Annotated in this window: 30 protein-coding genes and 4 tRNA genes; all 34 read left to right on the top strand. The window is 40.7% G+C overall.

What is annotated here, in order from left to right; all coding sequences use genetic code 11:
• Nucleotides 1-16 precede the first annotated feature (16 nt).
• The 34 genes from EGN73_RS13740 (at nt 17) to rpsH (ending at nt 26,650) form a co-directional block, all read left to right on the top strand.
• Nucleotides 17-2,608: a M1 family aminopeptidase gene (locus tag EGN73_RS13740; protein ID WP_219290853.1), complete on the top strand. Its 2,592-nt coding sequence runs from the start codon at nt 17-19 to the stop codon at nt 2,606-2,608.
• Nucleotides 2,609-2,769: 161 nt separating this feature from the next.
• Nucleotides 2,770-2,852, top strand: a tRNA-Tyr gene (locus EGN73_RS13735).
• Between the two features lie 51 nt (nt 2,853-2,903).
• Nucleotides 2,904-2,976 (top strand) — tRNA-Gly (locus EGN73_RS13730).
• 31 nt (nt 2,977-3,007) lie between these two features.
• Nucleotides 3,008-3,079 (top strand) — tRNA-Thr (locus tag EGN73_RS13725).
• A 60-nt stretch (nt 3,080-3,139) separates the two neighbouring features.
• Nucleotides 3,140-4,327, top strand: a complete 1,188-nt coding sequence (gene tuf, locus EGN73_RS13720) for an elongation factor Tu (RefSeq protein ID WP_219290851.1) — start codon at nt 3,140-3,142, stop codon at nt 4,325-4,327.
• A gap of 116 nt (nt 4,328-4,443) precedes the next feature.
• Nucleotides 4,444-4,514: transfer RNA gene (locus EGN73_RS13715), tRNA-Trp, on the top strand.
• A gap of 17 nt (nt 4,515-4,531) precedes the next feature.
• On the top strand, nt 4,532-4,720 hold the full coding sequence (gene secE, locus EGN73_RS13710; RefSeq protein ID WP_219290847.1) for a preprotein translocase subunit SecE: 189 nt from the start codon (nt 4,532-4,534) through the stop codon (nt 4,718-4,720).
• 20 nt (nt 4,721-4,740) lie between these two features.
• Nucleotides 4,741-5,298, top strand: coding sequence for a transcription termination/antitermination protein NusG (gene nusG / locus EGN73_RS13705; protein ID WP_219290844.1), 558 nt, complete (start codon nt 4,741-4,743; stop codon nt 5,296-5,298).
• Between the two features lie 3 nt (nt 5,299-5,301).
• Nucleotides 5,302-5,745, top strand: coding sequence for a 50S ribosomal protein L11 (gene rplK / locus EGN73_RS13700; protein ID WP_009034228.1), 444 nt, complete (start codon nt 5,302-5,304; stop codon nt 5,743-5,745).
• A gap of 12 nt (nt 5,746-5,757) precedes the next feature.
• Nucleotides 5,758-6,456 carry a 50S ribosomal protein L1 gene (rplA, locus tag EGN73_RS13695; RefSeq protein ID WP_219290841.1) on the top strand — a complete coding sequence of 233 codons (699 nt, stop codon included), beginning with the start codon at nt 5,758-5,760 and terminating at the stop codon, nt 6,454-6,456.
• A 2-nt stretch (nt 6,457-6,458) separates the two neighbouring features.
• A complete protein-coding gene (rplJ, locus tag EGN73_RS13690; protein ID WP_219290839.1) occupies nt 6,459-6,995 on the top strand; it encodes a 50S ribosomal protein L10 in 537 nt (178 codons plus the stop codon).
• A gap of 49 nt (nt 6,996-7,044) precedes the next feature.
• Nucleotides 7,045-7,425 carry a 50S ribosomal protein L7/L12 gene (gene rplL, locus EGN73_RS13685; RefSeq protein WP_219290837.1) on the top strand — a complete coding sequence of 127 codons (381 nt, stop codon included), beginning with the start codon at nt 7,045-7,047 and terminating at the stop codon, nt 7,423-7,425.
• Nucleotides 7,426-7,582: 157 nt separating this feature from the next.
• Complete coding sequence (rpoB, locus tag EGN73_RS13680) at nt 7,583-11,458, top strand: DNA-directed RNA polymerase subunit beta (RefSeq protein ID WP_219290835.1); 3,876 nt, start codon at nt 7,583-7,585, stop codon at nt 11,456-11,458.
• A gap of 46 nt (nt 11,459-11,504) precedes the next feature.
• Nucleotides 11,505-15,815: a DNA-directed RNA polymerase subunit beta' gene (rpoC, locus tag EGN73_RS13675; RefSeq protein WP_219290833.1), complete on the top strand. Its 4,311-nt coding sequence runs from the start codon at nt 11,505-11,507 to the stop codon at nt 15,813-15,815.
• A gap of 62 nt (nt 15,816-15,877) precedes the next feature.
• On the top strand, nt 15,878-16,207 hold the full coding sequence (locus tag EGN73_RS13670; RefSeq protein ID WP_219290831.1) for a DUF3467 domain-containing protein: 330 nt from the start codon (nt 15,878-15,880) through the stop codon (nt 16,205-16,207).
• A 101-nt stretch (nt 16,208-16,308) separates the two neighbouring features.
• Nucleotides 16,309-16,698 carry a 30S ribosomal protein S12 gene (gene rpsL / locus EGN73_RS13665; protein ID WP_009183384.1) on the top strand — a complete coding sequence of 130 codons (390 nt, stop codon included), beginning with the start codon at nt 16,309-16,311 and terminating at the stop codon, nt 16,696-16,698.
• Between the two features lie 23 nt (nt 16,699-16,721).
• A complete protein-coding gene (rpsG, locus tag EGN73_RS13660; RefSeq protein ID WP_219290829.1) occupies nt 16,722-17,189 on the top strand; it encodes a 30S ribosomal protein S7 in 468 nt (155 codons plus the stop codon).
• Nucleotides 17,190-17,195: 6 nt separating this feature from the next.
• Nucleotides 17,196-19,316, top strand: a complete 2,121-nt coding sequence (gene fusA / locus EGN73_RS13655; RefSeq protein ID WP_219290826.1) for an elongation factor G — start codon at nt 17,196-17,198, stop codon at nt 19,314-19,316.
• Between the two features lie 13 nt (nt 19,317-19,329).
• On the top strand, nt 19,330-19,635 hold the full coding sequence (gene rpsJ / locus EGN73_RS13650; protein WP_106134403.1) for a 30S ribosomal protein S10: 306 nt from the start codon (nt 19,330-19,332) through the stop codon (nt 19,633-19,635).
• Between the two features lie 256 nt (nt 19,636-19,891).
• The gene (gene rplC / locus EGN73_RS13645; RefSeq protein ID WP_219290823.1) at nt 19,892-20,524 is read left to right on the top strand and encodes a 50S ribosomal protein L3; all 633 of its coding nucleotides are present in this window, start codon (nt 19,892-19,894) and stop codon (nt 20,522-20,524) included.
• A 4-nt stretch (nt 20,525-20,528) separates the two neighbouring features.
• A complete protein-coding gene (gene rplD, locus EGN73_RS13640; RefSeq protein WP_219290820.1) occupies nt 20,529-21,158 on the top strand; it encodes a 50S ribosomal protein L4 in 630 nt (209 codons plus the stop codon).
• Between the two features lie 4 nt (nt 21,159-21,162).
• Nucleotides 21,163-21,450 (top strand): 50S ribosomal protein L23, encoded by a 288-nt coding sequence (gene rplW, locus EGN73_RS13635; protein ID WP_219290817.1) that lies wholly within the window; start codon nt 21,163-21,165, stop codon nt 21,448-21,450.
• A gap of 13 nt (nt 21,451-21,463) precedes the next feature.
• Nucleotides 21,464-22,288 (top strand): 50S ribosomal protein L2, encoded by an 825-nt coding sequence (gene rplB, locus EGN73_RS13630; protein WP_219290813.1) that lies wholly within the window; start codon nt 21,464-21,466, stop codon nt 22,286-22,288.
• 2 nt (nt 22,289-22,290) lie between these two features.
• Nucleotides 22,291-22,569 carry a 30S ribosomal protein S19 gene (gene rpsS, locus EGN73_RS13625; protein WP_219290810.1) on the top strand — a complete coding sequence of 93 codons (279 nt, stop codon included), beginning with the start codon at nt 22,291-22,293 and terminating at the stop codon, nt 22,567-22,569.
• A gap of 2 nt (nt 22,570-22,571) precedes the next feature.
• The gene (gene rplV, locus EGN73_RS13620) at nt 22,572-22,964 is read left to right on the top strand and encodes a 50S ribosomal protein L22 (protein WP_219290807.1); all 393 of its coding nucleotides are present in this window, start codon (nt 22,572-22,574) and stop codon (nt 22,962-22,964) included.
• A gap of 9 nt (nt 22,965-22,973) precedes the next feature.
• A complete protein-coding gene (gene rpsC / locus EGN73_RS13615) occupies nt 22,974-23,708 on the top strand; it encodes a 30S ribosomal protein S3 (protein ID WP_219290804.1) in 735 nt (244 codons plus the stop codon).
• 23 nt (nt 23,709-23,731) lie between these two features.
• A complete protein-coding gene (gene rplP / locus EGN73_RS13610; RefSeq protein ID WP_009034210.1) occupies nt 23,732-24,151 on the top strand; it encodes a 50S ribosomal protein L16 in 420 nt (139 codons plus the stop codon).
• 8 nt (nt 24,152-24,159) lie between these two features.
• On the top strand, nt 24,160-24,354 hold the full coding sequence (gene rpmC, locus EGN73_RS13605; RefSeq protein ID WP_219290801.1) for a 50S ribosomal protein L29: 195 nt from the start codon (nt 24,160-24,162) through the stop codon (nt 24,352-24,354).
• A gap of 7 nt (nt 24,355-24,361) precedes the next feature.
• A complete protein-coding gene (rpsQ, locus tag EGN73_RS13600) occupies nt 24,362-24,625 on the top strand; it encodes a 30S ribosomal protein S17 (protein ID WP_219290798.1) in 264 nt (87 codons plus the stop codon).
• 2 nt (nt 24,626-24,627) lie between these two features.
• Entirely contained in the window at nt 24,628-24,996 is a 369-nt protein-coding gene (rplN, locus tag EGN73_RS13595) for a 50S ribosomal protein L14 (RefSeq protein WP_219290795.1), read from the top strand.
• Between the two features lie 2 nt (nt 24,997-24,998).
• A complete protein-coding gene (gene rplX, locus EGN73_RS13590; RefSeq protein WP_219290793.1) occupies nt 24,999-25,343 on the top strand; it encodes a 50S ribosomal protein L24 in 345 nt (114 codons plus the stop codon).
• A complete protein-coding gene (rplE, locus tag EGN73_RS13585; protein ID WP_219290791.1) occupies nt 25,336-25,896 on the top strand; it encodes a 50S ribosomal protein L5 in 561 nt (186 codons plus the stop codon). Before rplX ends, rplE begins: the two co-directional genes overlap by 8 nt.
• A gap of 2 nt (nt 25,897-25,898) precedes the next feature.
• Nucleotides 25,899-26,168 (top strand): 30S ribosomal protein S14, encoded by a 270-nt coding sequence (rpsN, locus tag EGN73_RS13580; protein ID WP_014772305.1) that lies wholly within the window; start codon nt 25,899-25,901, stop codon nt 26,166-26,168.
• Between the two features lie 86 nt (nt 26,169-26,254).
• On the top strand, nt 26,255-26,650 hold the full coding sequence (gene rpsH, locus EGN73_RS13575; RefSeq protein WP_219290788.1) for a 30S ribosomal protein S8: 396 nt from the start codon (nt 26,255-26,257) through the stop codon (nt 26,648-26,650).
• Nucleotide 26,651 lies beyond the last annotated feature (1 nt).

Genomic DNA, 26,651 nt, shown 5'->3' with positions numbered 1-26,651 from the left:
CTCAAAAATCATTTTTATGAAGTGGTACAATTACAAAGCCTCTCTGGTTTTTATATTTCTGGTGGCATGGTCATGTCAGACGGCTAAAGTCAGTACAGATCAGCAGCAGGAATCAAATTCGGAATACACCCAGGATACTTCTTTGGTTGATCTAAAGAAAAATGAAAGGGTCAAAAAGCTTGAGGCAAAGATTGCAGAATACAGAGGTACAAGGACAAGGGATTTTGACCTTCTTCATACCTCTTTGGACCTGAGGTTTGATTATGAGAATGAATGGGTAAACGGAGAGGCTGTGCTGACGGTAAAGCCTTACTTTTTTCCACAGAAAGTGCTGACTTTAGATGCCAAGGATTTTGAAATCCATAATATTTCAATGCTGGTGGAAGAAAACCAAGATGATCTGAATTTTAGATATGACATGAAAAAAGTGTCGGTCTATCTGCCCAAAGAGTTTCATTCCAGTGACACCCTTCGCGTAAAAATTAAGTACACTGCCATGCCTAATGAAAACTCGGGAACAGGCAGTGCAGCAATTACGGATAGGAAGGGTTTGTATTTTATCAACGCAGATAAAGCTGAAAACAAGCCTACACAAATTTGGACTCAAGGAGAGACCGAGCATAATTCAAAGTGGTTTCCGACTTTTGATACCCCCAACGAAAGGGCTACTCAGGATATTAAATTGACGGTTGAAGAAAAATACAGGACCATCAGCAATGGTAAATTGATTTCCCAGACTACAAATGAAGATGGTACCCGTACCGATCATTGGGAAATGGATCTGCCACATGCGCCATATTTGGCAGCGGTGGTTGTGGGTGAGTTTTCAGAGATTGAAGACAGCTGGGAGGATATACAGGTCAACTATTATGTGGAAGAGAAATTTGCTGAAGGGGCTAAAATTGTCTTTGGGAACACTCCTGAAATGATAGGATTCTTTTCTGATTTGCTCGGGGTAAGGTATCCTTGGCAAAAATACGATCAGGTAGTGGTAAGGGATTTTGTCTCGGGAGCCATGGAGAATACTACTATTTCAGTGTTTATGGAAGAGCTCAATCTTGACGAAAGAGAGGCGATCGATTCTGAATGGGATGGCATAATTGCACATGAGCTTTTCCATCAATGGTTCGGGAACTATGTGACCAATGAATCATGGTCCAACCTTACTTTGAATGAGGCTTTTGCCAACTACTCAGAGTACCTTTGGTATGATTACAAACTTGGAAGGGATGAAGCAGACTTACACCACGTGTCCGAGATGGAGCAATATTTGTCAGAAGCGCAGCGAAAACAAGTTGATCTGATCAGGTTTTATTATGATGATCCTGAGGACATGTTTGATAGTCATTCTTATGCCAAAGGAGGGCGCATCCTTCACATGCTGAGAAATCACTTAGGTGATAAGGCCTTTTTTGGTTCGTTGACTCACTATCTGAAGAAGCATGCTTTTCAAAGTGTCGAAGTGCATGACCTGAGGCTGGCGTTTGAAGAAGTTACCGGTATGGATCTCAACTGGTATTTCAATCAGTGGTTTTTGGATTCAGGTCATCCGGTGCTGGAATATGAAGTGGACTATTCTCAGCCCGAAAACTTACTGATTACAGTCGCACAAAGGCAGGACTTTGAAAATACACCTTTATATAGACTGCCATTTAAAGTGAGTTGGTACGCTGAAGGTGAGCGTTTGGAGAAAGAGTTTGTTTTGGAAAAAGAATGGCAGCAGTTTGCTTTGGAAAATCCTTCACCTTTGGATCTACTTTTTATAGATGAAGAGAAGGTGTTATTGGCTGAAATGAAATCCTATCGAGGATTTGAGCACTTTTTGAAGCAGTTTGAAAAATCACAAAAGGGAGTGGCAAGGTATGAGGCATTGGATAGCCTGACCTCAGATTATTCCAGCGCACCGGAAGTATTGGGAATAATTGAAAAAGCGCTCAAAGATGAATTCTGGGCAATCCGTGAAATGGCCTTAATGAAGATGGCACAGAATCCGGAGTGGATCGGAAATATTAATGGTCTGGAGGAATTGCTTTTTGAAATTGCGGAAAGTGATAATAAAAATACGGTTAGACTTGGTGCAATAGAACTACTAGGGCAGATCGACTCTGAGAAGTATTCGCCTGCTTTTTTAAGATGGATGAATGACCCATCTTATTATGTGGCAGGTACAGCACTTCAAGTGTATTTGGAAAATGAGAACAATCCAAACAGGAGTGAGATTGCGGGAAGATTTAAAGATTCAGGGAATATTAGAATATTGGTAGCGCTCGCTGATTATTTTATTGCTGACCCAAATACTGAACAGGCACCTTGGTTTCACCGAAAGCTTGAAGGGTTAAGTGGGCAATCCCTCTATTATTTTATTGGTTACTATGGAGATTATTTTTCCAAGCTACAGGGCGAGGACTCAATAGCAGCTATTGATAAACTGGAGAGTTTGGCAGGAACCCATAGAGCTTCCTACGTCCGGATTGCGGCATTTATGGCTTTGTTTGGATTCATTGATGAAGAAGGAGTGGTTGACCGAGCTAAAGCGATCTTCGAATCAGAAGAAGATCAAATGGCCAAAGAATACATGGAGTTTTTCCTTTCTCCTTACTTAGAATAAAATTAATCACTTGATTTTTATCAGGTTAAATGGTTATAGTGAAAATTACAGGGAAAAAAATTAGCATTATTTTGAATGTTTAGGAAAAGGGTATAATTTTGCCATCCGTTAAGACAACGAAAAGCTGGATAAGCTTTGAAATCTTATTGGAATAATCAGTTGGGGGAATACCAAAGCGGCCAACTGGGACGGACTGTAAATCCGTTGACTTATGTCTTCACAGGTTCGAATCCTGTTTCCCCCACAAAATTGAAATGCCAAAAATTTTATTATTTTTGCATTCGGTTTTACAAAAGCGGGAGTAGCTCAGTTGGTAGAGCGGCAGCCTTCCAAGCTGCAGGTCGCGGGTTCGAGCCTCGTCTCCCGCTCTATGCTTTTATAGGCATAAGAATGTTATTAGCCGACGTAGCTCAGGGGTAGAGTACTTCCTTGGTAAGGAAGGGGTCACGGGTTCAAATCCCGTCGTTGGCTCTGAAACATTGAAAAATTTAACTAATTCATATCTTTAACTAAAACAGAGGATTTTCACGCATGGCAAAAGCAACCTTTGACCGTTCCAAACCGCACGTTAATATCGGTACGATTGGTCACGTAGACCATGGAAAGACAACTTTGACTGCTGCCATTACCACAGTTTTGGCGAAAAAAGGTCTTTCTGAATTAAGAGATTTTTCTTCAATTGATAACGCTCCTGAAGAAAAAGAAAGAGGTATTACCATTAACACTTCTCACGTAGAATACCAAACTGAAAAGAGACACTACGCTCACGTAGACTGTCCTGGTCACGCGGATTACGTAAAGAACATGGTAACTGGTGCTGCCCAGATGGATGGCGCTATCCTTGTAGTAGCTGCAACTGACGGACCAATGCCTCAAACTAGAGAGCACATCCTTCTTGCACGTCAGGTAGGTGTACCTGCACTAGTAGTATTTTTGAACAAAGTCGACATGGTCGATGATCCAGAGCTTCTGGAGCTTGTGGAAATGGAAGTAAGAGAATTGCTTTCTTTCTACGAATTCGACGGTGACAACATCCCGGTTATTTCCGGTTCTGCACTTGGTGCTTTGAACGGTGAAGACAAATGGGTTGAAACTGTAATGGAATTGATGAATGCTGTTGATGAGTACATTCCAATTCCTGAGCGTCTAGTTGACAAAGACTTCTTGATGCCGGTAGAAGACGTATTCTCTATCACAGGTAGAGGTACTGTAGCTACAGGTAGAATCGAAAGAGGTGTAATCAACTCAGGTGATCCTGTAGATATTATTGGTATGGGAGCTCAAGGCCTTAAGTCTACTGTGACTGGTGTTGAGATGTTCCGTAAAATTCTTGACAGAGGTGAAGCTGGTGACAACGTAGGTCTTTTGTTGAGAGGTATTGAAAAATCTCAAATCAAGAGAGGTATGATCATCTGTAAGCCAGGATCTGTAACTCCTCACGCTCACTTTAAAGCAGAAGTTTACGTTCTTTCCAAAGAAGAAGGTGGACGTCACACTCCATTCTTTAACAAATATCGTCCTCAGTTCTACTTGAGAACTACAGACGTAACTGGTGAGATCAAGCTTCCTGAGAACGTTGAAATGGTTATGCCAGGTGATAACGTTACTATCGAAGTGAATTTGTTGAACGCAGTTGCTCTTGAGAAGGGTCTACGTTTCGCTATCAGAGAAGGTGGTAGAACTGTAGGTGCTGGTCAGGTGACTGAAATTCTTGACTAAATTTACCAGAATATAATAAAATCAAATGCGATCCTGAATTATTTTTTGGGATCGCATTTGTTTCTTATTCCAATTGTAACTACTTTTGCGTTCCCTTTTGGGGAGCCAATTATTCTACGGGCATAGTTCAATGGTAGAATAGCGGTCTCCAAAACCGTTGATGGGAGTTCGAATCTCTCTGCCCGTGCAAAATGACAGTAGACCATGAATATTAAAAATTTTGTAGTAGAATCCATAGACGAAATGAGGAACAAGGTGACTTGGCCTTCTTATTCGTTTTTGCAAAACAGTGCTGTATTAGTGATAGTAGCATCTATCATTTTTGCATTGGTGATTGGCCTCATTGATTTGGGATTCGAGAATTTAATGAAGTGGTTCTACGATTTGTTCTAATCTGAATAGAAAAATTACTGATGGCTGAACATAAGTGGTATGTACTTAGGGTGGTAGCTGGTCAGGAGAAAAAAGCCAAATCTTATTTGGACAATGAAATTCTCCGCCAGAAGCTTGAGGAATTTATTCCTGAAGTCCTTATACCTTCCGAAAAAGTTTACGAAATGCGTAACGGTAAAAAACGTGTGAGGGAAAGAAATTTCTTTCCTGGATATGTTTTGATCAATGCCGACTTATCACATGGTGAAGCCAATCACGTAATTACAAGCATACCGGGAGTAATCGGTTTCTTAGGGTCAAACCAAGGGGGGGCTTCCAAAACCCCTGAGCCATTACGTCAATCAGAAGTCAACAGGATCTTAGGACGTGTTGAGGAGATTGATGAGTTTGCAGAGAAATTGGATACCCCATTTATAGTTGGAGAGACCGTAAAAGTAATGGACGGTCCTTTCAGTGGGTTCTCGGGTACAATAGAAGAGGTGTTTGAAGACAAGAAGAAATTGAATGTTATGGTCAAGATCTTCGGTCGAAACACACCTGTTGAATTAAACTTTATACAAGTAGAAAAACAAGACTAGGAAATGGCTAAGGAAATCACTGGTTATGTGAAATTACAGGTGAAAGGTGGCCAGGCAAATCCATCACCTCCAGTAGGTCCAGCCCTTGGTTCCAAGGGTTTGAACATAATGGAGTTCTGTAAGCAGTTTAATGCTAGAACCCAAGATAAAATGGGTCAGGTGTTACCTGTTTTGATTACTGTTTTCTCTGATAAATCTTTTGAATTTGTCGTAAAAACTCCTCCTGCAGCTAACATGCTTATCGAGGCGGCAAAAATCAAAGGTGGATCAGCAGAACCTAACAGGAAAAAAGTAGGGTCAGTTACCTGGGATCAGGTAAAGGAAATTGCTGAAGTGAAAATGCCTGACTTGAACGCTTTCAAAGTGGAATCTGCCATGAAAATGATTGCAGGTACCGCTAGAAGTATGGGTATCACTGTTTCTGGTAAAGCTCCCTGGGAGGATTAATTTTAAAAAACTATGGCTAAGTTAACAAAAAAGCAAAAAGAAGCTCTTTCTAAGTACGACCCAAGCCAGCAGTACTCCCTAGAGGATGCTTCTTCCATTGTAAAGGAAATCACCAATACCAAATTTGACGCTTCTGTAGATCTAGACATCCGTCTGGGTGTAGATCCAAGAAAAGCTGATCAAATGGTAAGAGGTGTGGTAGCATTGCCACACGGAACTGGTAGAGAAGTACGCGTATTGGTACTTTGTACTCCTGACAAGGAAGAGGAAGCTAGAGAAGCTGGTGCTGATTATGTAGGTCTAGACGACTATATTGCTAAGATCGAAGGCGGTTGGACTGACGTTGACGTCATTATCACCATGCCTAACGTTATGGCAAAAGTAGGTAGATTGGGTAGGGTATTGGGTCCAAGAGGTCTTATGCCAAATCCAAAATCCGGTACAGTTACCTTAGAAGTAGGTAAGGCAGTAAAAGAAGTAAAAGCTGGTAAGATTGATTTCAAAGTTGATAAATTCGGAATCATTCATGCAAGCATCGGTAGAGTGTCTTTCGGTCCTGAAAAAATTCAGGATAATGCTAAAGAACTCATCAATACCATTTCTAAACTGAAGCCAACTTCTTCAAAAGGTACATATTTTAAGAGCATTCACTTATCAAGTACAATGTCTCCCGGTATCAAAGTAGATAAAGGTAGTATTCAAGGAATTTAATCATGACTAGAGAAGAAAAATTAGAAATAATCGAAGGTCTTACCGAGAAATTCAGAGAAAACCCTTACTTCTACATCACAGATGCATCGGGTTTCAATGTAGCTCAGGTAAATGCCTTCAGAAGGACATGTTTTGAAAAAGGTGTAGAGTACAAAGTTTACAAAAACACCCTTATCAAAAAGGCCTTGGAAAACCTAGACGGTAATTATGAAGAGCTTTCTTCTAATGCCCTAAAAGGTTTCTCAGGAATTATATTTTCAAAAGAAGTGGGTAATTTACCTGCAAAAGTTCTTTTGGACTTTAGAAAGAAACTAGGTAAAAAAGAAACGAGACCTGTTTTCAAAGGTGCTTCCATAGACTCTGATGTGTTTGTGGGCGAGAATCAGTTAGAAATGCTTTCTAGCTTGAAATCTAAGCAAGAACTTCTTGGAGACGTTATCGGACTTCTTCAATCTCCTGCCAAAAACCTTATTTCTGCTCTACAGAGTGGACAGAATACTTTGGCCGGACTTGTTCAAACTCTTTCTGAAAAAGAATAATCTATATCAAATCATTAAGTAAAAAATCAACAATTTAAATATTAATACAATGGCAGATCTTAATCAACTTGCTGAACAGTTAGTAAACTTGACTGTAAAAGAAGTAAAAGAATTGGCTGATATATTGAAGGATAACTACGGAATCGAGCCTGCTGCTGCTGCAGTAGCTGTTGCTGCTCCAGGTGCTGGTGGTGGTGCTGCTGCCGAAGCCGAAGAAAAAACTTCATTTGATGTTGTCTTGAAAGCAGCTGGTGGTCAGAAATTGGCTGTAGTTAAGCTTGTTAAAGAATTGACAGGTCTTGGCTTGAAAGAAGCTAAAGAATTGGTTGACAGTGCTCCTAAAGCAGTGAAAGAAGGTATCGCTAAAGACGAGGCTGAAGGTTTGAAAAAATCTCTCGAAGAAGCTGGTGCTGAAGTAGAAATCAAATAATTTGAATAGCCTTTCCTTTTTAGGGTAAGGTTATGACAGAGACCTGACTGAAAAAGAGTCAGGTCTTTTCCTGTTTGTGCACAGGTAAAAAATTGCACTATTTCAAGCGAAAATTGTCGCTTTCAAATAATAATTTTCACTAAAAACATATACTGCCTTGGCTATCCAGAATCAAACCGTAAGGAAAAGTTTCTCATCTATTAAGGTAGTCAAAGACTATCCGGATTTCTTAGATATCCAACTTCAATCTTTCAAAGACTTTTTTCAACTTGATACTCCTGCTGAAAGAAGAAGGCAAGATGGTCTTTTCAAGGTTTTCTCTGAAAATTTCCCTATTTCTGACTCCAGGGAAAATTTCACCCTTGAATTCATTGACTACGCCGTAGATCCACCGAAATATAGTGTCGGAGAATGTATTGACAGAGGTTTGACTTATTCAGTACCTCTTAAAGCTAAACTCCGTTTGCTGTGTCATGATGAAGACAATGAGGATTTCGAGACCATCGAACAGGAAGTTTTCTTAGGTAATCTTCCTTACATGACTGAGAAAGGGTCATTTGTCATCAATGGTGCGGAACGTGTAATTGTATCCCAATTGCATAGGTCTCCAGGTGTGTTTTTTGCTCAAAGTAAGCATACCAACGGTACCAAATTGTACTCAGCTAGAATCATTCCTTTCAAGGGAAGCTGGATAGAATTTGCTACCGACATCAATAATGTCATGTACGCTTACATTGACAGGAAGAAAAAATTCCCTGTAACCACTTTGTTGAGGGCAATAGGTTACGGATCTGATAAGCAGATTTTGGATTTGTTCGGTTTATCTGAAGAAATAGATGCCAATAAGAGCAATCTAAAAAAAGTTGTCGGTAGAAAACTTGCTGCACGTGTACTTAAGACATGGGTAGAAGATTTCGTAGATGAGGATACGGGTGAAGTAGTGTCAATTGATAGAAATGAAGTACTTCTTGAAAGAGACTCAATTCTTACTGAAGAAGATATCGAATTGATCTTGGATTCTGGTTCTAAGTCTATCATCCTTCACAGAGAGGATGTCAACGTTGCTGATTTCTCAATCATCTACAATACCCTTCAAAAGGATAACTCCAATTCAGAGAAAGAAGCTGTTGAAGTCATATACAGGCAGCTTAGAAATACAGAAGCACCTGATGAGTCAACTGCTCGTGAAGTAATACATGGTCTTTTCTTCTCTGACAAGAGATATGACCTAGGTGAAGTGGGCAGATACAGAATCAATAAAAAGCTAGGACTTGATATTGATTCCGAAAAAATTGTTTTGACTACAGAAGATATCATTAATATCGTAAAATACCTTATCGGGTTGATCAATTCTAAGGCAGTAGTTGATGATATTGATCACCTTTCTAATAGAAGGGTAAGAACTGTTGGTGAGCAGCTTTATAGCCAGTTCGGTGTTGGTCTTGCCAGAATGGCGAGAACAATCAGGGAAAGAATGAACGTTAGGGATAACGAGGACTTCAAGCCTGTAGACCTTATCAATGCGAGAACCCTTTCTTCTGTAATCAATTCCTTCTTTGGTACCAATCAGCTTTCTCAGTTTATGGATCAAACCAACCCATTGGCTGAGTTGACCCACAAGAGAAGGTTATCAGCTTTGGGTCCAGGTGGTCTTTCCAGAGAAAGAGCAGGTTTCGAAGTTAGGGACGTTCACTACACCCACTATGGTCGACTTTGTACCATCGAAACTCCTGAAGGTCCAAACATTGGATTGATATCATCCCTTTGTGTGCATTCCAAAGTCAATTCTATGGGCTTCTTGGAGACGCCATACAGAAAGGTAAAAGATGGAAAAGTAAGTATGAAAGAGGAGGATATCCTTTTCCTTACTGCTGAAGAAGAAGATGAGAATTACATCGCTCAGGCCAATGCACCTTTAGATGACCAAGGAAACTTTATCAATGAAAAAGTTAAAGCAAGATTTGAAGGTGACTTCCCTGTACTTGAGCCAAAGGACATCAACTACATGGATATTGCTCCTAATCAAATTGTATCTGTAGCTGCCTCATTGATTCCATTCTTGGAGCATGATGATGCCAACAGAGCCTTGATGGGATCAAACATGCAGCGTCAGGCAGTTCCACTTCTTAAAGCTGAAGCACCTATTGTTGGTACTGGTTTGGAAGGTAAGGCAGCGATTGACAGTAGATCTTTGATCCTCGCTGAAGCTGACGGTGTGGTGGATTATGTGGATGCCAAAAAAATCACAATCAAATATGACCTTACTGATGATGACCTTCTTGTCAATTTCAGTGATGAATATAAAACATATGACTTGGTGAAGTTCAGAAGAACCAACCAGGATACTACTATCAACCTTACTCCTTTGGTGTTGAAAGGTGAGAAAGTATCCAAAGGTCAGGTGTTGGTGGAAGGTTATTCTACCAATAAAGGAGAACTTGCACTTGGTAAAAACCTGAAAGTTGCATACATGCCTTGGCAAGGATACAACTTTGAGGATGCGATTGTAATTTCTGAAAGGGTAGTAAGAGAAGATATCTTTACTTCTTTACACATTGAAGAATTCCAATTGGAAGTAAGAGATACCAAAAGAGGTGAAGAAGAGCTTACTTCTGAGATACCAAACGTATCTGAAGAGGCTGTGAAAAACCTTGACGAGAATGGTATCATCCGAATAGGTGCTGAAGTAAAAGAAGGAGATATTATCATCGGTAAAATCACTCCTAAAGGGGAGACAGACCCTACTCCTGAAGAGAAGCTTTTGAGAGCTATCTTTGGCGACAAAGCAGGTGATGTTAAGGATGCTTCCTTGAAAGCTTCCCCATCTCTAAATGGTGTGGTGATAGAAACCAAGTTGTTCTCTAGGCCTAAAAAGGACAAGGACTTAAGAGCTAAAGCGAAGGCGGAAGTTGAAAAACTTAAAGGCCAATATGCTAAGGATCTTTTGGGTATTAGGGCGAAGATGATCAACAAGCTTGTGACACTTTTGGATGGAAAAACTTCCCAGGGAGTGAAGCACAAGTTCGGTGATGAAATCATCAGTAAAGGAGTGAAGTTCAATGCGAAAAACATCGAGCAGAACCTCTTCCCTTCTAAGAACCCATACAGGGATGAGTCTAACTACAATGTACCTGAAGAGGCTAACCTTATTTCTGATATTATTCTTGATGATTGGACTGAGGATGCCCATACCAACGAACTGATTCAAAAGCTTGTCAAAAACTACGTGAATTCCAGAAATGAAATTTCAGGTAGGTTTAAGAGAGACAAGTTTACCCTAGAAGTAGGTGATGAATTGCCTGCTGGTATAGTTCAGTTGGCCAAGGTGTATATTGCCAAGAAAAGGAAACTGAAAGTAGGGGATAAAATGGCAGGTCGTCACGGTAACAAAGGTATAGTTGCCCGAATCGTGAGAGACGAAGATATGCCATTCCTTGAGGACGGTACTCCAATGGATATTGTTCTTAACCCACTTGGTGTGCCATCTAGGATGAACATTGGTCAGATTTATGAAACGGTATTGGCTTGGGCCGGTATGAAGTTGGGTAAAAAATATGCAACACCGATTTTTGATGGAGCCACTATGGAAGAGGTGTCCGCTGAACTTGATGCTGCAGGCTTGCCTTCTTACGGTAGGACTTATCTTTATGATGGTTTGACTGGTAAGAAATTTGACCAGCCGGTGACTGTAGGTATTACTTACATGCTTAAACTCGGTCACTTGGTAGACGATAAGATGCACGCTAGATCTATCGGACCATACTCATTGATTACGCAGCAGCCACTTGGTGGTAAAGCACAATTTGGTGGTCAGAGATTTGGAGAGATGGAAGTTTGGGCACTTGAAGCCTTCGGTGCTTCACACGTGTTGCAGGAAATCCTTACTGTCAAATCTGATGATGTAGTGGGTAGAGCTAAGGCTTATGAAGCGATTGTAAAAGGAGAAAACCTTCCGAAACCAAATATTCCGGAATCGTTCAATGTACTTGTACACGAGCTAAGAGGTCTAGCCCTTGAAATTACCCTTGATTAATTAAAAAAACTGGGCCGCAAGGCCCTTCACATACTCTTCAACAATTATGGCGTTCAGAAAAAACAAAAAACTAAACAACGACTTCTCAAGAGTCACTATTAGTTTGGCCTCTCCAGAATCCATTCTGGATAGTTCACATGGTGAAGTAACGCAGCCCGAAACAATCAACTACAGAACATACAAGCCTGAAATGGGCGGGTTGTTTTGTGAGAGGATTTTCGGTCCTGTAAAAGACTGGGAATGTCATTGTGGAAAATATAAGCGCATAAGATATAAAGGTATCATCTGTGACAGATGTGGTGTTGAAGTGACTGAAAAGAAAGTTAGAAGAGAGAGAATGGGGCACATCGAATTAGTGGTTCCTGTTGCTCACATCTGGTACTTTAAGTCTCTTCCCAACAAAATTGGTTACTTGTTGGGACTTCCTACCAAAAAGCTTGATCAGATTGTATACTACGAAAGATATGCTGTCATCCAGCCAGGAATCAAAGCCGAAGATGGAATACAGTATTTAGACTTTTTGACTGAGGATGAGTATTTGGATATTATGGACAAGCTTCCGAAAGAAAATCAGATGCTTGATGATGACGATCCAAACAAATTCATCGCCAAAATGGGTGCTGAAGCTATTGAAATGTTGTTGGCAAGACTTGATCTTGACGACCTTTCTTATAGCTTGAGACACCAAGCTGCTACTGATACTTCTCAGCAGAGAAAAGCAGAAGCCCTCAAAAGGCTGAAAGTAGTAGAGGCATTCAGAGATGCAAGAACCAGAATCGAAAACCGTCCTGAGTGGATGGTGGTAAGAATGGTTCCTGTTATTCCACCGGAATTGAGACCATTGGTGCCTTTGGACGGTGGTAGGTTTGCTACCTCTGATTTGAACGACTTGTACAGAAGAGTGATCATCCGTAACAACCGTTTGAAGCGTCTGATTGATATCAAAGCACCTGAAGTGATTTTGAGAAACGAAAAAAGGATGCTTCAGGAAGCTGTTGACTCTTTGTTTGACAATTCCAGAAAGGTAAATGCTGTAAGATCCGACGGAAACAGAGCGTTGAAGTCACTTTCAGATATGCTTAAAGGTAAGCAAGGTCGATTCCGTCAAAACCTTTTGGGTAAAAGGGTGGATTATTCCGGTCGTTCTGTAATCGTAGTAGGTCCTGAGTTGAAACTACACGAATGCGGATTGCCTAAAAACATGGCTGCCGAGCTTTTCAAGCCTTTTATTATCAGAAAGCTGATCGAAAGAGGTATTGTTAAAACAGTGAAATCTGCCAAGAAGATCGTTGATAGAAAAGATCCTGTAGTATGGGATATCCTCGAAAATGTATTGAAAGGACACCCTGTATTGCTTAACCGTGCTCCAACGCTTCACAGGCTAGGTATACAGGCTTTCCAGCCAAAACTGATCGAAGGAAAAGCGATTCAACTTCATCCATTGGTGTGTACAGCATTCAACGCCGACTTTGACGGTGACCAGATGGCTGTTCACGTGCCGCTAGGTCATGAAGCGATTTTGGAAGCTTCTACCTTGATGCTTTCTTCGCACAATATTCTTAACCCTGCCAACGGCGCCCCAATCACAGTGCCTTCACAAGACATGGTTCTTGGTCTGTACTATGTAACCAAAGGAAAAAGATCTACTCCTGAGGAGCCGGTTTTGGGTGAGGGCATGACTTTCTATGGTGAAGAAGAAGTGATCATCGCCATGAATGAAGGCAGAGTTTCCCAGCATGCTTACATCAAGTGTAAAGTGAATGTAAGAGATGAAAATGGTGAATTGTCTTCTAAGACTATAGAAACAGTAGCAGGTAGATTGATTTTCAATCAGTTTGTTCCCGAAGAAGTAGGATTTGTTAATGAACTTTTGACGAAAAAGAAGCTTCAACAGATCATTTCCGAAGTAGTCAAAATTTGTGGAGTTGCAAGAACTGCACAATTCCTTGATGACATCAAACACCTAGGATTCCAAATGGCCTACACAGGTGGTCTTTCTATGGGACTTAATGATGTCATTATTCCTGAAGAAAAAGATCCATTGATCGCAAAAGCGAAAGAAGAAGTGGATCAAGTGGTAAATAACTACCAGTTCGGTTTGATTACGGACAATGAAAGATATAACCAGGTAATTGATATCTGGACTAGAACTAACTCTAATCTTACCAACATCCTGATGCGTCAGATGGAGGAAGATAAGCAAGGGTTCAACGCCATTTATATGATGATGCACTCTGGCGCTAGGGGTTCCAGAGAGCAGATCAGGCAGCTTGGAGGTATGAGGGGATTGATGGCAAAGCCACAGAAAAACCTACAAGGTTCAGTAGGCGAGATCATCGAAAACCCGATTCTTTCCAACTTTAAAGAAGGTCTTGATGTATTGGAGTACTTTATCTCCACCCACGGTGCGAGAAAGGGTCTTGCAGATACAGCCTTGAAAACTGCTGATGCCGGATATTTGACAAGAAGACTTGTTGACGTGGCTCAGGACATGATTGTTTCTGAAGAAGATTGCGGTACATTAAGAGGTCTAGTGGTTTCCGCATTGAAAGACAATGACGAAATCGTAGAGCCATTATCTGAGAGAATTTTGGGTAGGGTATCCGTCCATGATGTATATGATCCTATTTCTGAAGAGCTATTGGTACCAGCAGGAATTGAGATCACTGAGGAAATCGCAAGAAAAGTGGATGAATCAGCCATTGAGGAAGTGGAAATCAGGTCAGTACTTACCTGTGAAACTAGAAGAGGTGTATGTAGCAAATGTTATGGACGTAACTTGTCTACAGGAGGAATGGTACAGGCAGGTGAATCTGTAGGTGTTATTGCAGCACAGTCAATCGGTGAGCCTGGTACACAGCTTACATTGAGAACCTTCCATGTGGGTGGTACAGCATCCAACATTTCTGCCGAATCCACAATCAATGCCAAATTTGATGGTGTGGTTGAGTTTGAAGAAGAATTAAGGTGGATTGAGACTACCAACAAAGATGGCGAACCTGTGTCTATCGTAATGGGTAGGTCAGGAGAGATCAAGATAAACGACGCTAAATCAGGTAAGACTTTAGTTTCCAATCACGTTCCTTATGGAGCAGTGTTAAATGTAAAAGATGGTCAAAAGATCGCCAAAGGAGACTCTCTTTGTACTTGGGATCCATACAATGCCGTAATTCTTTCTGAGTATGACGGTGCGGTAGAATTCGATTCCATTATTCAGGGAATTACCTTCAAAGAAGTAGTTGATGATCAGACAGGTTACAGAGAAAAAGTAATCATAGACACTAAGGATAAGACCAAGAACCCTGCTGTAATTGTAAATTATGGTGAGGAAGCTAAGTCATATAATATTCCGGTTGGAGCTCACTTGTCTGTAGAAGAAGGTGAAAAAGTTCGTGCCGGTCAGATTTTGGTGAAAATCCCAAGATCAGTTGGTAAGACAAGAGATATTACCGGTGGTCTTCCTAGAGTAACAGAATTGTTTGAGGCCAGAAACCCGTCCAACCCGGCTGTAGTTTCTGAAATCGACGGTGTAGTTACTTATGGTGGTATCAAAAGAGGTAACAGAGAAATTTTCATTGAATCAAAAGATGGTGTTAAGAAGAGATACATGGTTTCTTTAAGTAAGCACATCCTTGTTCAGGAAAATGACTTTATCAGAGCGGGTGAACCTCTATCTGATGGCGCTATTACTCCTAATGATATTCTATCTATCAAAGGACCAACAGCCGTTCAGGAATATCTTGTAAATGAGATTCAAGAGGTTTACAGGCTTCAGGGTGTGAAAATCAATGATAAGCACATTGAGGTAATTGTAAGCCAAATGATGCAGAAAGTTGAAATTCTTGATGCTGGTGATACCAACTTCCTTCAAGGTCAAGTAGTAGACAAATGGGCCTTCCGTGAAGAAAACGACAATATTCTTGATAAGAAAGTTGTAATGGATTCGGGAGATTCGTCTACCCTTAAGCCAGGAATGATTGTTACTGCCAGAAGACTGAGAGATGAAAATTCAAGTCTCAAGAGAAAGGATTTGAAGCTTGTACAGGTGAGGGATGCGGAGACAGCAGTTTCCAAGCCAACCTTACAAGGTATTACTGCCGCTTCATTGGGTACAGAAAGCTTTATTTCTGCTGCATCCTTCCAGGAAACCACAAAGGTTTTGAGTGAAGCTGCGATCAGAGGTAAGCGTGACGAATTGTTAGGATTGAAAGAAAACGTGATTGTGGGTCATTTGATCCCTGCCGGTACTGGTCAGCGTAAGATCCAAAGCATTATCGTCGGTTCTCAGGAGGATTATGACAGACTTTCAGGAGAAAAAGAAAGGTCTTCAAAAAAGTCTAAGGAGTCAGTTAAATAAATTGATATACTTAATAAAAAGGCCTGTTCGCGCAGGCCTTTTTTTATCTAATCCCAATCAATATGGAAGACGGAAAAGGAAATAAACCTGCACAGGATCAACAAATCAATGTAGAGTTGTCAGAGGAAGTTGCCGAAGGAGTTTACTCCAACTTGGCTATGATAGCCCATTCCAATTCAGAATTTGTCGTGGACTTTATCAGATTGATGCCAGGAGTGCCCAAGGCCAAGGTCAAATCCAGGATAATTATGACCCCGGATCATGCTAAAAGGCTACTGGCGGCACTGAAAGATAACATAAGTAAATATGAAGCTGCATTTGGAAAAATCGAAAGCGGATCAGAGGGCCCCAGTTTTCCGATGAATTTCGGGGGGACTTTTGGAGAGGCTTAATTAAAATATAACAGCTTAATTTTGTTTGTTTTATCGGTTTTCCTACCTTTGCAGTCCAAAATTCACAAGTTTAAGGAAGTCAAATTAATTTTATCTATTAAATGCCTACTATACAACAGTTAGTAAGAAAAGGTAGAACCACTCTTGAGACCAAGTCAAAGTCTAGGGCTTTGGATGCTTGTCCTCAAAGAAGAGGTGTATGTACCAGGGTGTACACTACCACTCCAAAGAAGCCTAACTCCGCTATGAGAAAAGTAGCTAGGGTAAGGTTGACAAATGGTAAGGAGGTCAATGCCTACATTCCAGGAGAAGGTCACAATCTACAAGAGCACTCAATCGTCTTGATCAGAGGTGGTCGTGTGAAGGATCTTCCAGGTGTGCGTTACCACATTATCAGAGGTGCACTTGATACTGCAGGAGTTAAAGACCGTAAGCAAGGTCGCTCTAAGTACGGTGCTAAGCGTCCTAAGGCCGCTCCAGCAAAAAAATAATTGATTAAAAACATTACAAAGAAATGAGAAAAGCGAAACCAAAGAAGAGATATATTCTTCCTGACCCAAAGTTCAACGACACTTTGGTAACGAAGTTCGTTAACTGCCTAATGGTGGATGGTAAGAAGAGTATTGCTTACAAAATCTTCTACGATGCGATCGAGAAGGTTGAAGAAAAAGTAGGTGAGAACGGTCTTGAGGTTTGGAAAAAAGCGCTTAACAATATTACTCCCGCTGTAGAAGTGAAGAGTCGTAGGGTTGGTGGTGCTACATTCCAGGTTCCAATGGAAGTTAGACCTGAAAGAAAAACGTCACTGGGGATCAAGTGGATGATCACTTATGCCAGAAGAAGAGGTGAGAAAACTATGATGGACAGACTTGCAGGTGAAATCATCTCCGCTTCCAAAGGAGAAGGTGCAGCTGTGAAGAAGAAAGATGATACGCATAGAATGGCAGAAGCAAATAAAGCATTCTCTCACTTTAGATTTTAATTTATAATGGCAAGAGATTTAAGATTTACCAGGAATATCGGGATTGCAGCACACATTGATGCCGGTAAAACGACTACTACAGAAAGAATACTTTTTTATTCAGGTGTCAGCCACAAAATAGGTGAAGTTCATGATGGAGCTGCTACTATGGACTGGATGGCCCAAGAGCAGGAAAGAGGTATTACCATTACTTCTGCTGCTACTACTGTATTCTGGAATTACAGAGATCAGAAATATCAAATAAATATCATTGATACTCCAGGTCACGTTGACTTCACAGTAGAAGTAAACAGGTCCTTGAGGGTATTGGATGGTCTAGTCTTCCTTTTCAGTGCTGTTGACGGAGTAGAACCTCAGTCAGAGACCAACTGGAGATTGGCAGATAATTATAAAGTGGCCCGTATCGGTTTCGTAAATAAGATGGACCGTGCCGGAGCCAACTTCCTTGAAGTGTGTAAGCAAGTGAAAGAAATGCTAGGGAGCTATGCAGTTCCTTTGCAGCTTCCAATCGGTGCTGAGGATAAATTCCGTGGTGTAGTTGATTTGATCAACAACAGAGCTATCGTTTGGAACGAAGAAGATATGGGGATGACTTTCGAAGAAGTTCCTATTCCTGAAGATATGCAGGAAGAAGTTGCAGAATACAGAGAGCATCTATTGGAAGCTGTAGCTGATTATGATGAGTCATTGATGGAGAAATTCTTCGATGATCCGGATTCAATCACTGAAGCTGAAATTTTGAAGGCTCTTAGAGCTGCTACAATAGACATGAAAATCGTACCAATGGTATGTGGTTCTTCATTCAAAAACAAAGGTGTGCAGACAATGCTTGACCTTGTTATGGAATTGTTGCCTTCTCCATTGGATAAAGACGATATTTTTGCTCATGCATTGGATAGCGAGGAAAGAGACGTAAGGATCTCCCCAAGCGAAAGTGAGCCATTTACTGGTCTTGCCTTCAAAATCGCAACGGACCCATTTGTAGGACGTCTTTGTTTCGTAAGAGCGTACTCAGGAGTTCTTGAGTCAGGTTCTTATGTGTTCAATAGCCGATCAGGAAATAAGGAGCGTATCTCCAGGGTTTTCCAGATGCATGCCAACAAACAAAATCAAATCCCAAGACTTCAGGCCGGTGATATCGGTGCGGTAGTAGGATTTAAAGATATTAAGACTGGTGATACCCTATGCGACGAAAGCCGTAAAGTGGTGTTGGAGTCCATGATTTTCCCAGAGCCTGTTATCGGTTATGCTATTGAGCCTAAAACTCAGGCTGACGTTGACAAGTTGGGTATGGCCATTGCCAAATTGGTAGAAGAGGATCCTACACTTCAGGTTAATACTGATCATGAAACCGGTCAGACCATCCTAAGAGGTATGGGTGAACTTCACTTGGACATTATCATCGACAGGTTGAAGAGAGAGTTCAAAGTTGAAATCAACCAAGGTGCTCCTCAAGTTGCTTACAAAGAAGCATTGTTTGGATCTGTTGAACACAAAGAAGTCTACAAGAAGCAGACTGGTGGTAAAGGTAAATTTGCCGACATCGTATTCGAGCTTGGACCAAAAGATCCAGATCCTGAATCCGGAGAGATTAAGCCAGGATTGGATTTCGTTAATGGTATTGTAGGTGGTGTGATTCCTAAGGAATTTATCCCTGCTATCCAAAAAGGATTCAACGAGGCTATGAAAAACGGTCCTCTTGCTGGATATCCTATCGAGGCGATGAAAGTAAGGCTATTCCACGGATCTTTCCACGATGTCGATTCAGATGCTTTGTCATTCGAACTTGCAGCAAGGATCGGTTTCAAAGAGGCAGCCAAAAAATGTAAGCCGCAATTGCTTGAGCCAATCATGGCGGTTGATGTGGTTACCCCAGATGAATATACAGGTCCTATCACAGGTGACCTCAACAGAAGAAGAGGTTTGATGAAAGGTATGGATACAAAAGGTACTTCTTCTGTAATCAAAGCTTCTGTACCATTGTCAGAATTGTTTGGTTACGTGACAGATCTGAGAACCATATCCTCAGGTAGAGCTACAGCATCTTTGACGTTCTCCCATTACGAGGCTGTTCCTTCAAATATTGCTGAAACTGTAATTGCTAAAGTTAAAGGTGAGAAAGCCTAAATCTTAGAAGAAAATGAATCAGAAAATCAGAATAAAATTAAAGTCATACGATCACACATTGGTGGATAAGTCATCAGAAAAGATCGTTAAAGCGGTGAAATCTACCGGTGCTATTGTGGTAGGGCCAATTCCTTTGCCAACTAAAAAGGAAAAATTTACCGTATTGAAGTCTCCGCACGTCAACAAGAAAGCTAGAGATCAATATCAACTTTGTACTTACAAAAGATTGGTAGACATTTACAGCAACAGTTCAAAAACTGTCGATGCTTTGATGAAAATCGAGCTTCCAAGTGGAGTTGATGTTGAAATCAAAGTCTGACAGTAAATTAAAGACTCAAATAAGAGAAACCTGTCCGCCTTGGCGGATGGGTTTTTCTTTTGTATTCCCAGTAATAACTATAGTCAGACTGCTAGTAGGTTTGGTTCTCCTTTCAAAATCCAAATTAATTTTCGTAAATATTTGAAAATATTATAGTTGGGGTTTGTAAGGTGAATATTAATTTCTAACTTTGCAGTCCTTAAAAAGGGCCCATGTGTGTAAGCACTTGGGTTTCAAGTTTATTATACAACAGAAGATGTCTGGAATAATAGGAAAAAAAGTAGGAATGACTAGCATTTTCAGTGCCGATGGACGAAATGTCGCATGCACGCTAATAGAAGCTGGTCCTTGCGTAGTGACGCAAGTAAAAAATGTGGAAACAGACGGGTACAACGCTGTTCAATTGGGATATGGTGAGCGTAAGGAGAAAAACACTCCTAAGCCGCTTATCGGTCATTTCAAAAAGGCCGGGACCACTCCAAAGCAGAAAGTTGTGGAATTCAGAGACTTTAGGGTCGAATTCGAAGGTCAGGTTGATCTTGGAAAAACTGTTGAAGCTGGTCAAGTATTCGTAGAAGGAGACTTCATCGATGCGATCGGTACTTCAAAAGGTAAAGGTTTTCAAGGTGTAGTAAAAAGACATGGTTTTGGTGGTGTAGGTGGTCAGACTCACGGTCAGCACAACAGACAGAGACACCCAGGTTCCATCGGTGCATGTTCTTGGCCTTCAAGAGTATTTAAAGGAATGAGAATGGCCGGAAGAACTGGTGGCGACAGGGTGAAAGTGATCAACCTGCGAGTCCTCAAAATCTATCCGGAAAAGAACTTGCTTTTGGTGAGTGGCTCGGTTCCTGGTCCAAAAAATTCTTTCGTAATTCTAGAGAAGTAAGCATATGGAATTAGCAATATTAAAACAAAACGGAGAAGACACAGGTAGGAAGGTTACCCTTTCTGATGACATTTTCGCCATTGAGCCTAATGATCATGCGATCTATCTGGATGTAAAGCAGTATTTGGCCAACCAAAGACAAGGTACTCATAAAGCCAAAGAAAGAAATGAAATTGCTGGATCTACCAAAAAGATCAAAAAGCAAAAAGGAACTGGTGGAGCAAGAGCTGGTTCTATCAAATCTCCTTTGTTTAAAGGAGGAGGTAGAGTATTTGGACCACGTCCAAGAAACTATTCTTTCAAGCTAAACAAAAAGCTTAAGCAATTGGCAAGAAAGTCAGCTTTGACATATAAAGTGAAAGAAAACGGACTTACAGTTTTGGAAAATGTGTCTTTTGACAGCATCAAGACCAAAAACTATATTTCGTTTTTGAACGGACTTTCTTTATCAGATAAAAAGACGCTTTTGGTTCTTCCAGAAAATAATAAGCAGGTTTATTTGTCCAGCAGAAATCTTCCTAAAGCAAAGGTGATTACTGTTGATAGCATCAACACCTATGATTTGCTACATGCAGATAACTTGGTTTTGTGCGAAGGTTCAGTAAGTAAGTTGGAAACCCTTTTATTGCAGTAAGAAAATGGAGATACTAAAAAAACCTTTGATTACGGAAAAGATTTCTGCGATGAACGAACAAGGAGTTTACGGATTCATTGTTGAGAAAAAAGCATCTAAGCCAGAAATCAAAAGAGCCGTTGAGAAAATGTATGACGTCAAGGTTGTTGAAGTTCGTACTATGAGGTATGCAGGCAAGCCAAAGACAAGATATACAAAGACAAAAATTGTATCCGGTTTCAGCAATGCCTTCAAAAAGGCTATCGTTCAGGTGGCTGAAGGAGATATTATTGATTTTTACGGAGAAATTTAATTGAATCAAAATCATGGCAGTTAAAAAATTAAAGCCTGTAACCCCGGGAACCAGATTCAGAGTAGCTCCTGCCTTTGACGAGATTACCAAGTCAAAGCCAGAGAAGTCTTTGTTGGCTCCTAAGAGCAAATCAGGCGGTAGAAATAATTCAGGTAAAATGACTTCCAGATATATTGGTGGAGGTCATAAGCAGAGATATAGAATCATCGACTTCAAAAGAGATAAGTTCGGTGTACCAGCTGTAGTAAAAGCCATAGAGTACGATCCAAACAGGACAGCAAGGATTGCCTTGCTCTATTATAAAGATGGAGCAAAAGCATATATTATTGCACCTGAAGGCTTGACAGTAGGTCAGGAAATCGTAGCTGGCGAGAGCGTAGCTCCGGAAGTTGGTAACGCGATGAATCTTGCAAATGTGCCTTTGGGTACAATTGTACACAACATCGAGTTGAAGCCAGGTAAAGGTGGTGTATTAGCAAGAAGTGCAGGAGGTTATGCTCAGGTAGTAGCCAGAGATGGGAAGTATGTAACAATCAAACTCCCTTCAGGTGAAATGAGACTAGTTCTTGGAACTTGTATGGCCACTGTAGGTACAGTATCCAACGGAGACCACATGAACGTCGTTTTGGGTAAAGCTGGTAGAAATCGTTGGTTAGGAAGAAGACCAAGAACAAGAGGTGTAGCCATGAACCCAGTAGATCACCCGATGGGTGGTGGTGAAGGCCGCTCTTCAGGAGGTCATCCGAGATCAAGAAAAGGCTTGTTGGCAAAAGGCAAGAAGACCAGATCTCGTAAAAAGTATTCTAACAAATTCATCATCAGTAAAAGAACCAAATAATTATGGCACGTTCATTAAGAAAAGGTCCTTATATAGAACATCACTTGGCGAAAAAAGTAGATGTAATGAACGAATCCGGAAAGAAATCCGTGATCAAAACCTGGTCAAGGAGATCTATGATATCCCCGGATTTCGTAGGGCATACCTTTGCTGTGCATAATGGGAATAAGTTTATTCCAGTATTTGTAACAGACAACATGGTAGGCCATAAATTAGGAGAGTTTGCACCTACTAGAAACTTTAGAGGTCACATCGCCAAAAAAGATAAAGGAAAGAGATAATCATGGAAGCAGTAGCAAGATTAAACAACGTTCCTACTTCTACTCGCAAAATGCGATTGGTAGCTGACCTTGTAAGAGGTAAAAGAGTAGGACATGCATTGAGTATATTGAAGTTTACCCCCAATCACGGAGCAATCAAATTGGAGAAACTTTTACTTTCTGCAGTGGCCAACTGGCAGGCTAAAAACCCTGACGAAAAATTGGAAGAAGCAGATCTTTATGTGAAAACCATCTTCGTAGACGGTGGACGCATGCTGAAAAGACTAAGACCTGCTCCTCAGGGTAGAGCTCATAGAATTCGTAAAAGATCAAATCATGTAACCCTTATTGTTGATTCATTCAACTCTACAGAAGTTACCGCTGATGAAGTAGAAACAACTGAAAAATCTAATTAAAATCAGACTATGGGACAAAAAATTAACCCTATTGGTTTTAGGCTCGGAATTATCAAAGGTTGGGACTCCAATTGGTACGGAGGTAAAGACTTCGCTGATAAATTGTATGAAGATCAACAAATCAGAAAGTACGTACTTGCCAGAATCCCTAAAGGAGGTATCTCTAAGGTAATCATCGAAAGAACCCTTAAGAGAATAACCCTTACTATCCATACAGCCCGTCCAGGTGTTGTTATCGGTAAAGGTGGTGCCGAAGTTGACAAACTGAAGGAAGAGCTCAAAAAATTGACCAACAAAGACGTTCAGATCAATATTTTTGAGATCAAAAGACCCGAGCTTGATGCCAAACTTGTTGGTGAATCAATAGCTCAACAACTACAGGCTCGTATCTCTTTCAGAAGAGCTATGAAGCAATCCATTGCAGCTTCCATGAGAGTAGGTGCAGAAGGTATCAAAATCAAACTTTCCGGTAGATTAGGCGGTGCTGAAATGGCTAGATCCGAAATGTACAAAGAAGGTAGAATTCCTTTGCATACACTGAGAGCTGACATCGATTATGCTATTTCTGAAGCCAATACAGTATACGGAATCATTGGAATCAAAGTGTGGATTTTCAAAGGTGAAGTTTACGGTAAAAGAGACCTTTCTCCGAATGTCGGTGCAGCCAACGAACCAAAAGGTGCTGGCAATGCAAGAGGTAAGAGAAGAGAAGGCGGGCCTAAAAGAAGAAAGAGAAATAACTAATTTCACCTTTTAAGTGAGAAATCATGTTACAGCCAAAGAGAACTAAATATAGAAAAATGCATAAGGGTAGAGTCAAAGGACTTGCTCAAAGAGGGCACACGCTTTCTTTCGGCAACTTTGGCATCAAATCCCTGGAAGCAGGATGGATTACATCGCGTCAGATCGAGGCAGCTCGTATCGCGATGACCAGAGCAATGAAAAGAGAAGGTCAGGTTTGGATCAGAATTTTTCCAGACAAGCCAATAACCAAAAAGCCTGCTGAGGTACGTATGGGTAAAGGTAAAGGTGCTCCGGAATATTGGGTAGCAGTAATTAAGCCAGGAACCATTCTTTTCGAAGCAACCGGTGTTAGTTTGGAAGTTGCGCAGGAAGCTTTGAGACTTGCTCAACAAAAACTACCAGTAAGTACAAAATTCGTAGTACGTAGAGATTACGTTGGATAATAATAACTATGAAAAATTCAGAAATCAGATCACTTACCGAAAGTGAGATCGTAGAGAGATTAGCCGCTGAGAAGGAGAATCTTACAAAATTGAGATTTGCTCATGCTATTTCTCCAATTGAGAATCCGAATAAAATAAAGGAGGCGAAGCGTACAGTTGCAAGATTGAACACAGCTTTGACCGAAAAAAAATTAGCTAAATAATAATAGAATGGCTACTACTGAAAGAAATCTTCGAAAAGAAAGAATTGGAAAGGTAGTCAGCAACAAAATGGATAAGTCCATTACCGTTGCCGTGGAAAGAAGGGTAAAACATGCCATCTACGGTAAATTCGTTGCTAAGACTACTAAATTTATGGCTCATGATGAGAAAAATGATGCTAATGAAGGCGATATCGTCAGAATTAGTGAAACTCGTCCGCTGAGTAAGAGTAAGCGTTGGAGATTGGTTGAAATAATCGAAAGAGCGAAGTAATTATGATACAACAAGAATCCAGACTAGGCGTAGCGGACAATTCCGGTGCTAAAGAAGTACTTGTGATCCGCGTATTGGGTGGTACCAAAAAAAGGTATGCATCCATAGGTGATAAGGTTGTTGTAACCGTAAAATCTGCTCTATCTTCCTCCAGCATGAAAAAAGGTACCGTTTCCAAAGCGGTGATCGTGAGAACGAAGAAAGAAATCAGAAGAAAAGATGGCTCATATATCAGATTTGAAGATAATGCAGCCGTGCTTTTAAATAACAATGACGAGCCAAGAGGTACACGTATATTCGGCCCTGTAGCTAGAGAGTTGAGAGAAAAGCAGTTTATGAAAATTGTATCTTTGGCCCCAGAAGTATTGTAATCATGGAAAGGAAATTTAATAAGCAACCAAAATTGCATATCAAAACTGGTGATACCGTAAAGGTGTTGTCAGGGGATGACAAAGGCAAATCGGGTAAAGTGCTATCTGTAGATCTTCAGAAAAGAAGAGCAATCGTGGAAGGTATCAATATGGTTACCAAACACGTGAAGCCTACAGCCAACAATCCTCAGGGAGGAATTGAGAAAAGAGAAGCAGCTCTCCATGTAAGCAACCTCATGTTGGTTGATCCAAAAACAGGCGAAGCTACCAAAACAGGTAGAAAAGTCGGAGAGAACGGAAAATTAGTTAGGTATTCTAAGAAAACAGGGGAGGTGATCAATGGCTAAACCTAGAGTAAAAGAAAGATATAATGCTGAAATTGTAGCAGCATTGAAAGAGAAATTCCAATATTCCTCAGTAATGCAAGTACCAAAATTGACCAAAATCGTGATCAATAAAGGTATAGGAGCTGCAGTAGCGGACAAGAAACTTGTAGACCAAGGGGTAGAAGAACTATCTCTCATCGCAGGTCAAAGAGCTGTGGCAACAATTGCAAAAACTTCTGTTTCCAACTTTAAGTTGAGAGAAGGAATGCCAATTGGAGCCAAAGTTACACTCAGAGGAGATAAGATGTATGAATTTCTTGACAGATTGATGACCGTAGCACTTCCTAGGGTTAGAGATTTTAAAGGAATCAGTGACAAAGGATTTGATGGAAGAGGAAATTATACGCTAGGTGTTACCGAGCAGATTATTTTTCCTGAAATCAGCATTGAGAAGGTGAATAGAATCTCTGGTATGGACATCACTTTTGTGACTACAGCCAATACAGATGAGGAAAGCTATGCACTTTTGAAAGCTTTCGGAATGCCTTTCGTTAACAAAAATAACCAAGACTAATTATGGCAAGAGAGTCACTAAAAGCACGCGAAAGAAAAAGAGAGCGCTTAGTAGCTAAATACGCTAAGAAGAGAGCTGAACTTAAAGCTGCAGGAGACTATGAGGCTTTGGATAAATTACCAAGAAACTCCTCCCCGGTAAGATTGCACAACAGATGTAAATTGACCGGCCGTCCTAAAGGATACATGAGGAAATTTGGTATCAACAGGGTGACATTTAGAGAAATGGCATCAGCTGGTAAAATCCCTGGAGTCACTAAGTCTAGCTGGTAAAAAATAAACAAGAGTTTTTATTCTAAAAATCATTGTGTAACTTTGCACGCCCGTAAAAGGGGCCGTGTAGTTAGACTTATATAATTATGACTGATCCAATAGCTGATTATCTAACAAGATTAAGAAATGCCATCAAGGCATCTCATAGAATCGTTGAGATACCTGCTTCTAATATTAAGAAGGAGATCACGAAGGTGCTTCATGATAAAGGATACATACAAAACTACAAATTTGATGAAAATGGACCTCAAGGTACCATCAAAATCGCTTTGAAGTACAATCCTTCCACTAAGCAGAATGCCATCGTGAGCCTGAGCAGAATTAGTAAGCCAGGTCTAAGAAAATATGTAAAACATGAAGAATTGCCTAGAGTAATCAACGGTCTAGGTATTGCCATCATTTCCACTTCCAAAGGCATCATGACCGACAAAGAAGCAAGAAATGAAGGAGTAGGTGGAGAAGTACTTTGCTACGTATATTAAT

This window comes from Arthrospiribacter ruber, assembly GCF_019343195.1.
Taxonomy (GTDB): Bacteria; Bacteroidota; Bacteroidia; order Cytophagales; family Cyclobacteriaceae; genus Arthrospiribacter; species Arthrospiribacter ruber.
Note: the sequence above shows the minus strand (reverse complement) of the source record. Positions and strands in the feature narration are given on the sequence as shown.

Coding starts and splice junctions, on each gene's coding strand:
- EGN73_RS13740 (WP_219290853.1), top strand. CDS start 17: ATGAAGTGGTACAATTACAAAGCCTCTCTGGTTTTTATATTTCTGGTG.
- tuf (WP_219290851.1), top strand. CDS start 3,140: ATGGCAAAAGCAACCTTTGACCGTTCCAAACCGCACGTTAATATCGGT.
- secE (WP_219290847.1), top strand. CDS start 4,532: ATGAATATTAAAAATTTTGTAGTAGAATCCATAGACGAAATGAGGAAC.
- nusG (WP_219290844.1), top strand. CDS start 4,741: ATGGCTGAACATAAGTGGTATGTACTTAGGGTGGTAGCTGGTCAGGAG.
- rplK (WP_009034228.1), top strand. CDS start 5,302: ATGGCTAAGGAAATCACTGGTTATGTGAAATTACAGGTGAAAGGTGGC.
- rplA (WP_219290841.1), top strand. CDS start 5,758: ATGGCTAAGTTAACAAAAAAGCAAAAAGAAGCTCTTTCTAAGTACGAC.
- rplJ (WP_219290839.1), top strand. CDS start 6,459: ATGACTAGAGAAGAAAAATTAGAAATAATCGAAGGTCTTACCGAGAAA.
- rplL (WP_219290837.1), top strand. CDS start 7,045: ATGGCAGATCTTAATCAACTTGCTGAACAGTTAGTAAACTTGACTGTA.
- rpoC (WP_219290833.1), top strand. CDS start 11,505: ATGGCGTTCAGAAAAAACAAAAAACTAAACAACGACTTCTCAAGAGTC.
- EGN73_RS13670 (WP_219290831.1), top strand. CDS start 15,878: ATGGAAGACGGAAAAGGAAATAAACCTGCACAGGATCAACAAATCAAT.
- rpsL (WP_009183384.1), top strand. CDS start 16,309: ATGCCTACTATACAACAGTTAGTAAGAAAAGGTAGAACCACTCTTGAG.
- rpsG (WP_219290829.1), top strand. CDS start 16,722: ATGAGAAAAGCGAAACCAAAGAAGAGATATATTCTTCCTGACCCAAAG.
- fusA (WP_219290826.1), top strand. CDS start 17,196: ATGGCAAGAGATTTAAGATTTACCAGGAATATCGGGATTGCAGCACAC.
- rpsJ (WP_106134403.1), top strand. CDS start 19,330: ATGAATCAGAAAATCAGAATAAAATTAAAGTCATACGATCACACATTG.
- rplC (WP_219290823.1), top strand. CDS start 19,892: ATGTCTGGAATAATAGGAAAAAAAGTAGGAATGACTAGCATTTTCAGT.
- rplD (WP_219290820.1), top strand. CDS start 20,529: ATGGAATTAGCAATATTAAAACAAAACGGAGAAGACACAGGTAGGAAG.
- rplW (WP_219290817.1), top strand. CDS start 21,163: ATGGAGATACTAAAAAAACCTTTGATTACGGAAAAGATTTCTGCGATG.
- rplB (WP_219290813.1), top strand. CDS start 21,464: ATGGCAGTTAAAAAATTAAAGCCTGTAACCCCGGGAACCAGATTCAGA.
- rpsS (WP_219290810.1), top strand. CDS start 22,291: ATGGCACGTTCATTAAGAAAAGGTCCTTATATAGAACATCACTTGGCG.
- rplV (WP_219290807.1), top strand. CDS start 22,572: ATGGAAGCAGTAGCAAGATTAAACAACGTTCCTACTTCTACTCGCAAA.
- rpsC (WP_219290804.1), top strand. CDS start 22,974: ATGGGACAAAAAATTAACCCTATTGGTTTTAGGCTCGGAATTATCAAA.
- rplP (WP_009034210.1), top strand. CDS start 23,732: ATGTTACAGCCAAAGAGAACTAAATATAGAAAAATGCATAAGGGTAGA.
- rpmC (WP_219290801.1), top strand. CDS start 24,160: ATGAAAAATTCAGAAATCAGATCACTTACCGAAAGTGAGATCGTAGAG.
- rpsQ (WP_219290798.1), top strand. CDS start 24,362: ATGGCTACTACTGAAAGAAATCTTCGAAAAGAAAGAATTGGAAAGGTA.
- rplN (WP_219290795.1), top strand. CDS start 24,628: ATGATACAACAAGAATCCAGACTAGGCGTAGCGGACAATTCCGGTGCT.
- rplX (WP_219290793.1), top strand. CDS start 24,999: ATGGAAAGGAAATTTAATAAGCAACCAAAATTGCATATCAAAACTGGT.
- rplE (WP_219290791.1), top strand. CDS start 25,336: ATGGCTAAACCTAGAGTAAAAGAAAGATATAATGCTGAAATTGTAGCA.
- rpsN (WP_014772305.1), top strand. CDS start 25,899: ATGGCAAGAGAGTCACTAAAAGCACGCGAAAGAAAAAGAGAGCGCTTA.
- rpsH (WP_219290788.1), top strand. CDS start 26,255: ATGACTGATCCAATAGCTGATTATCTAACAAGATTAAGAAATGCCATC.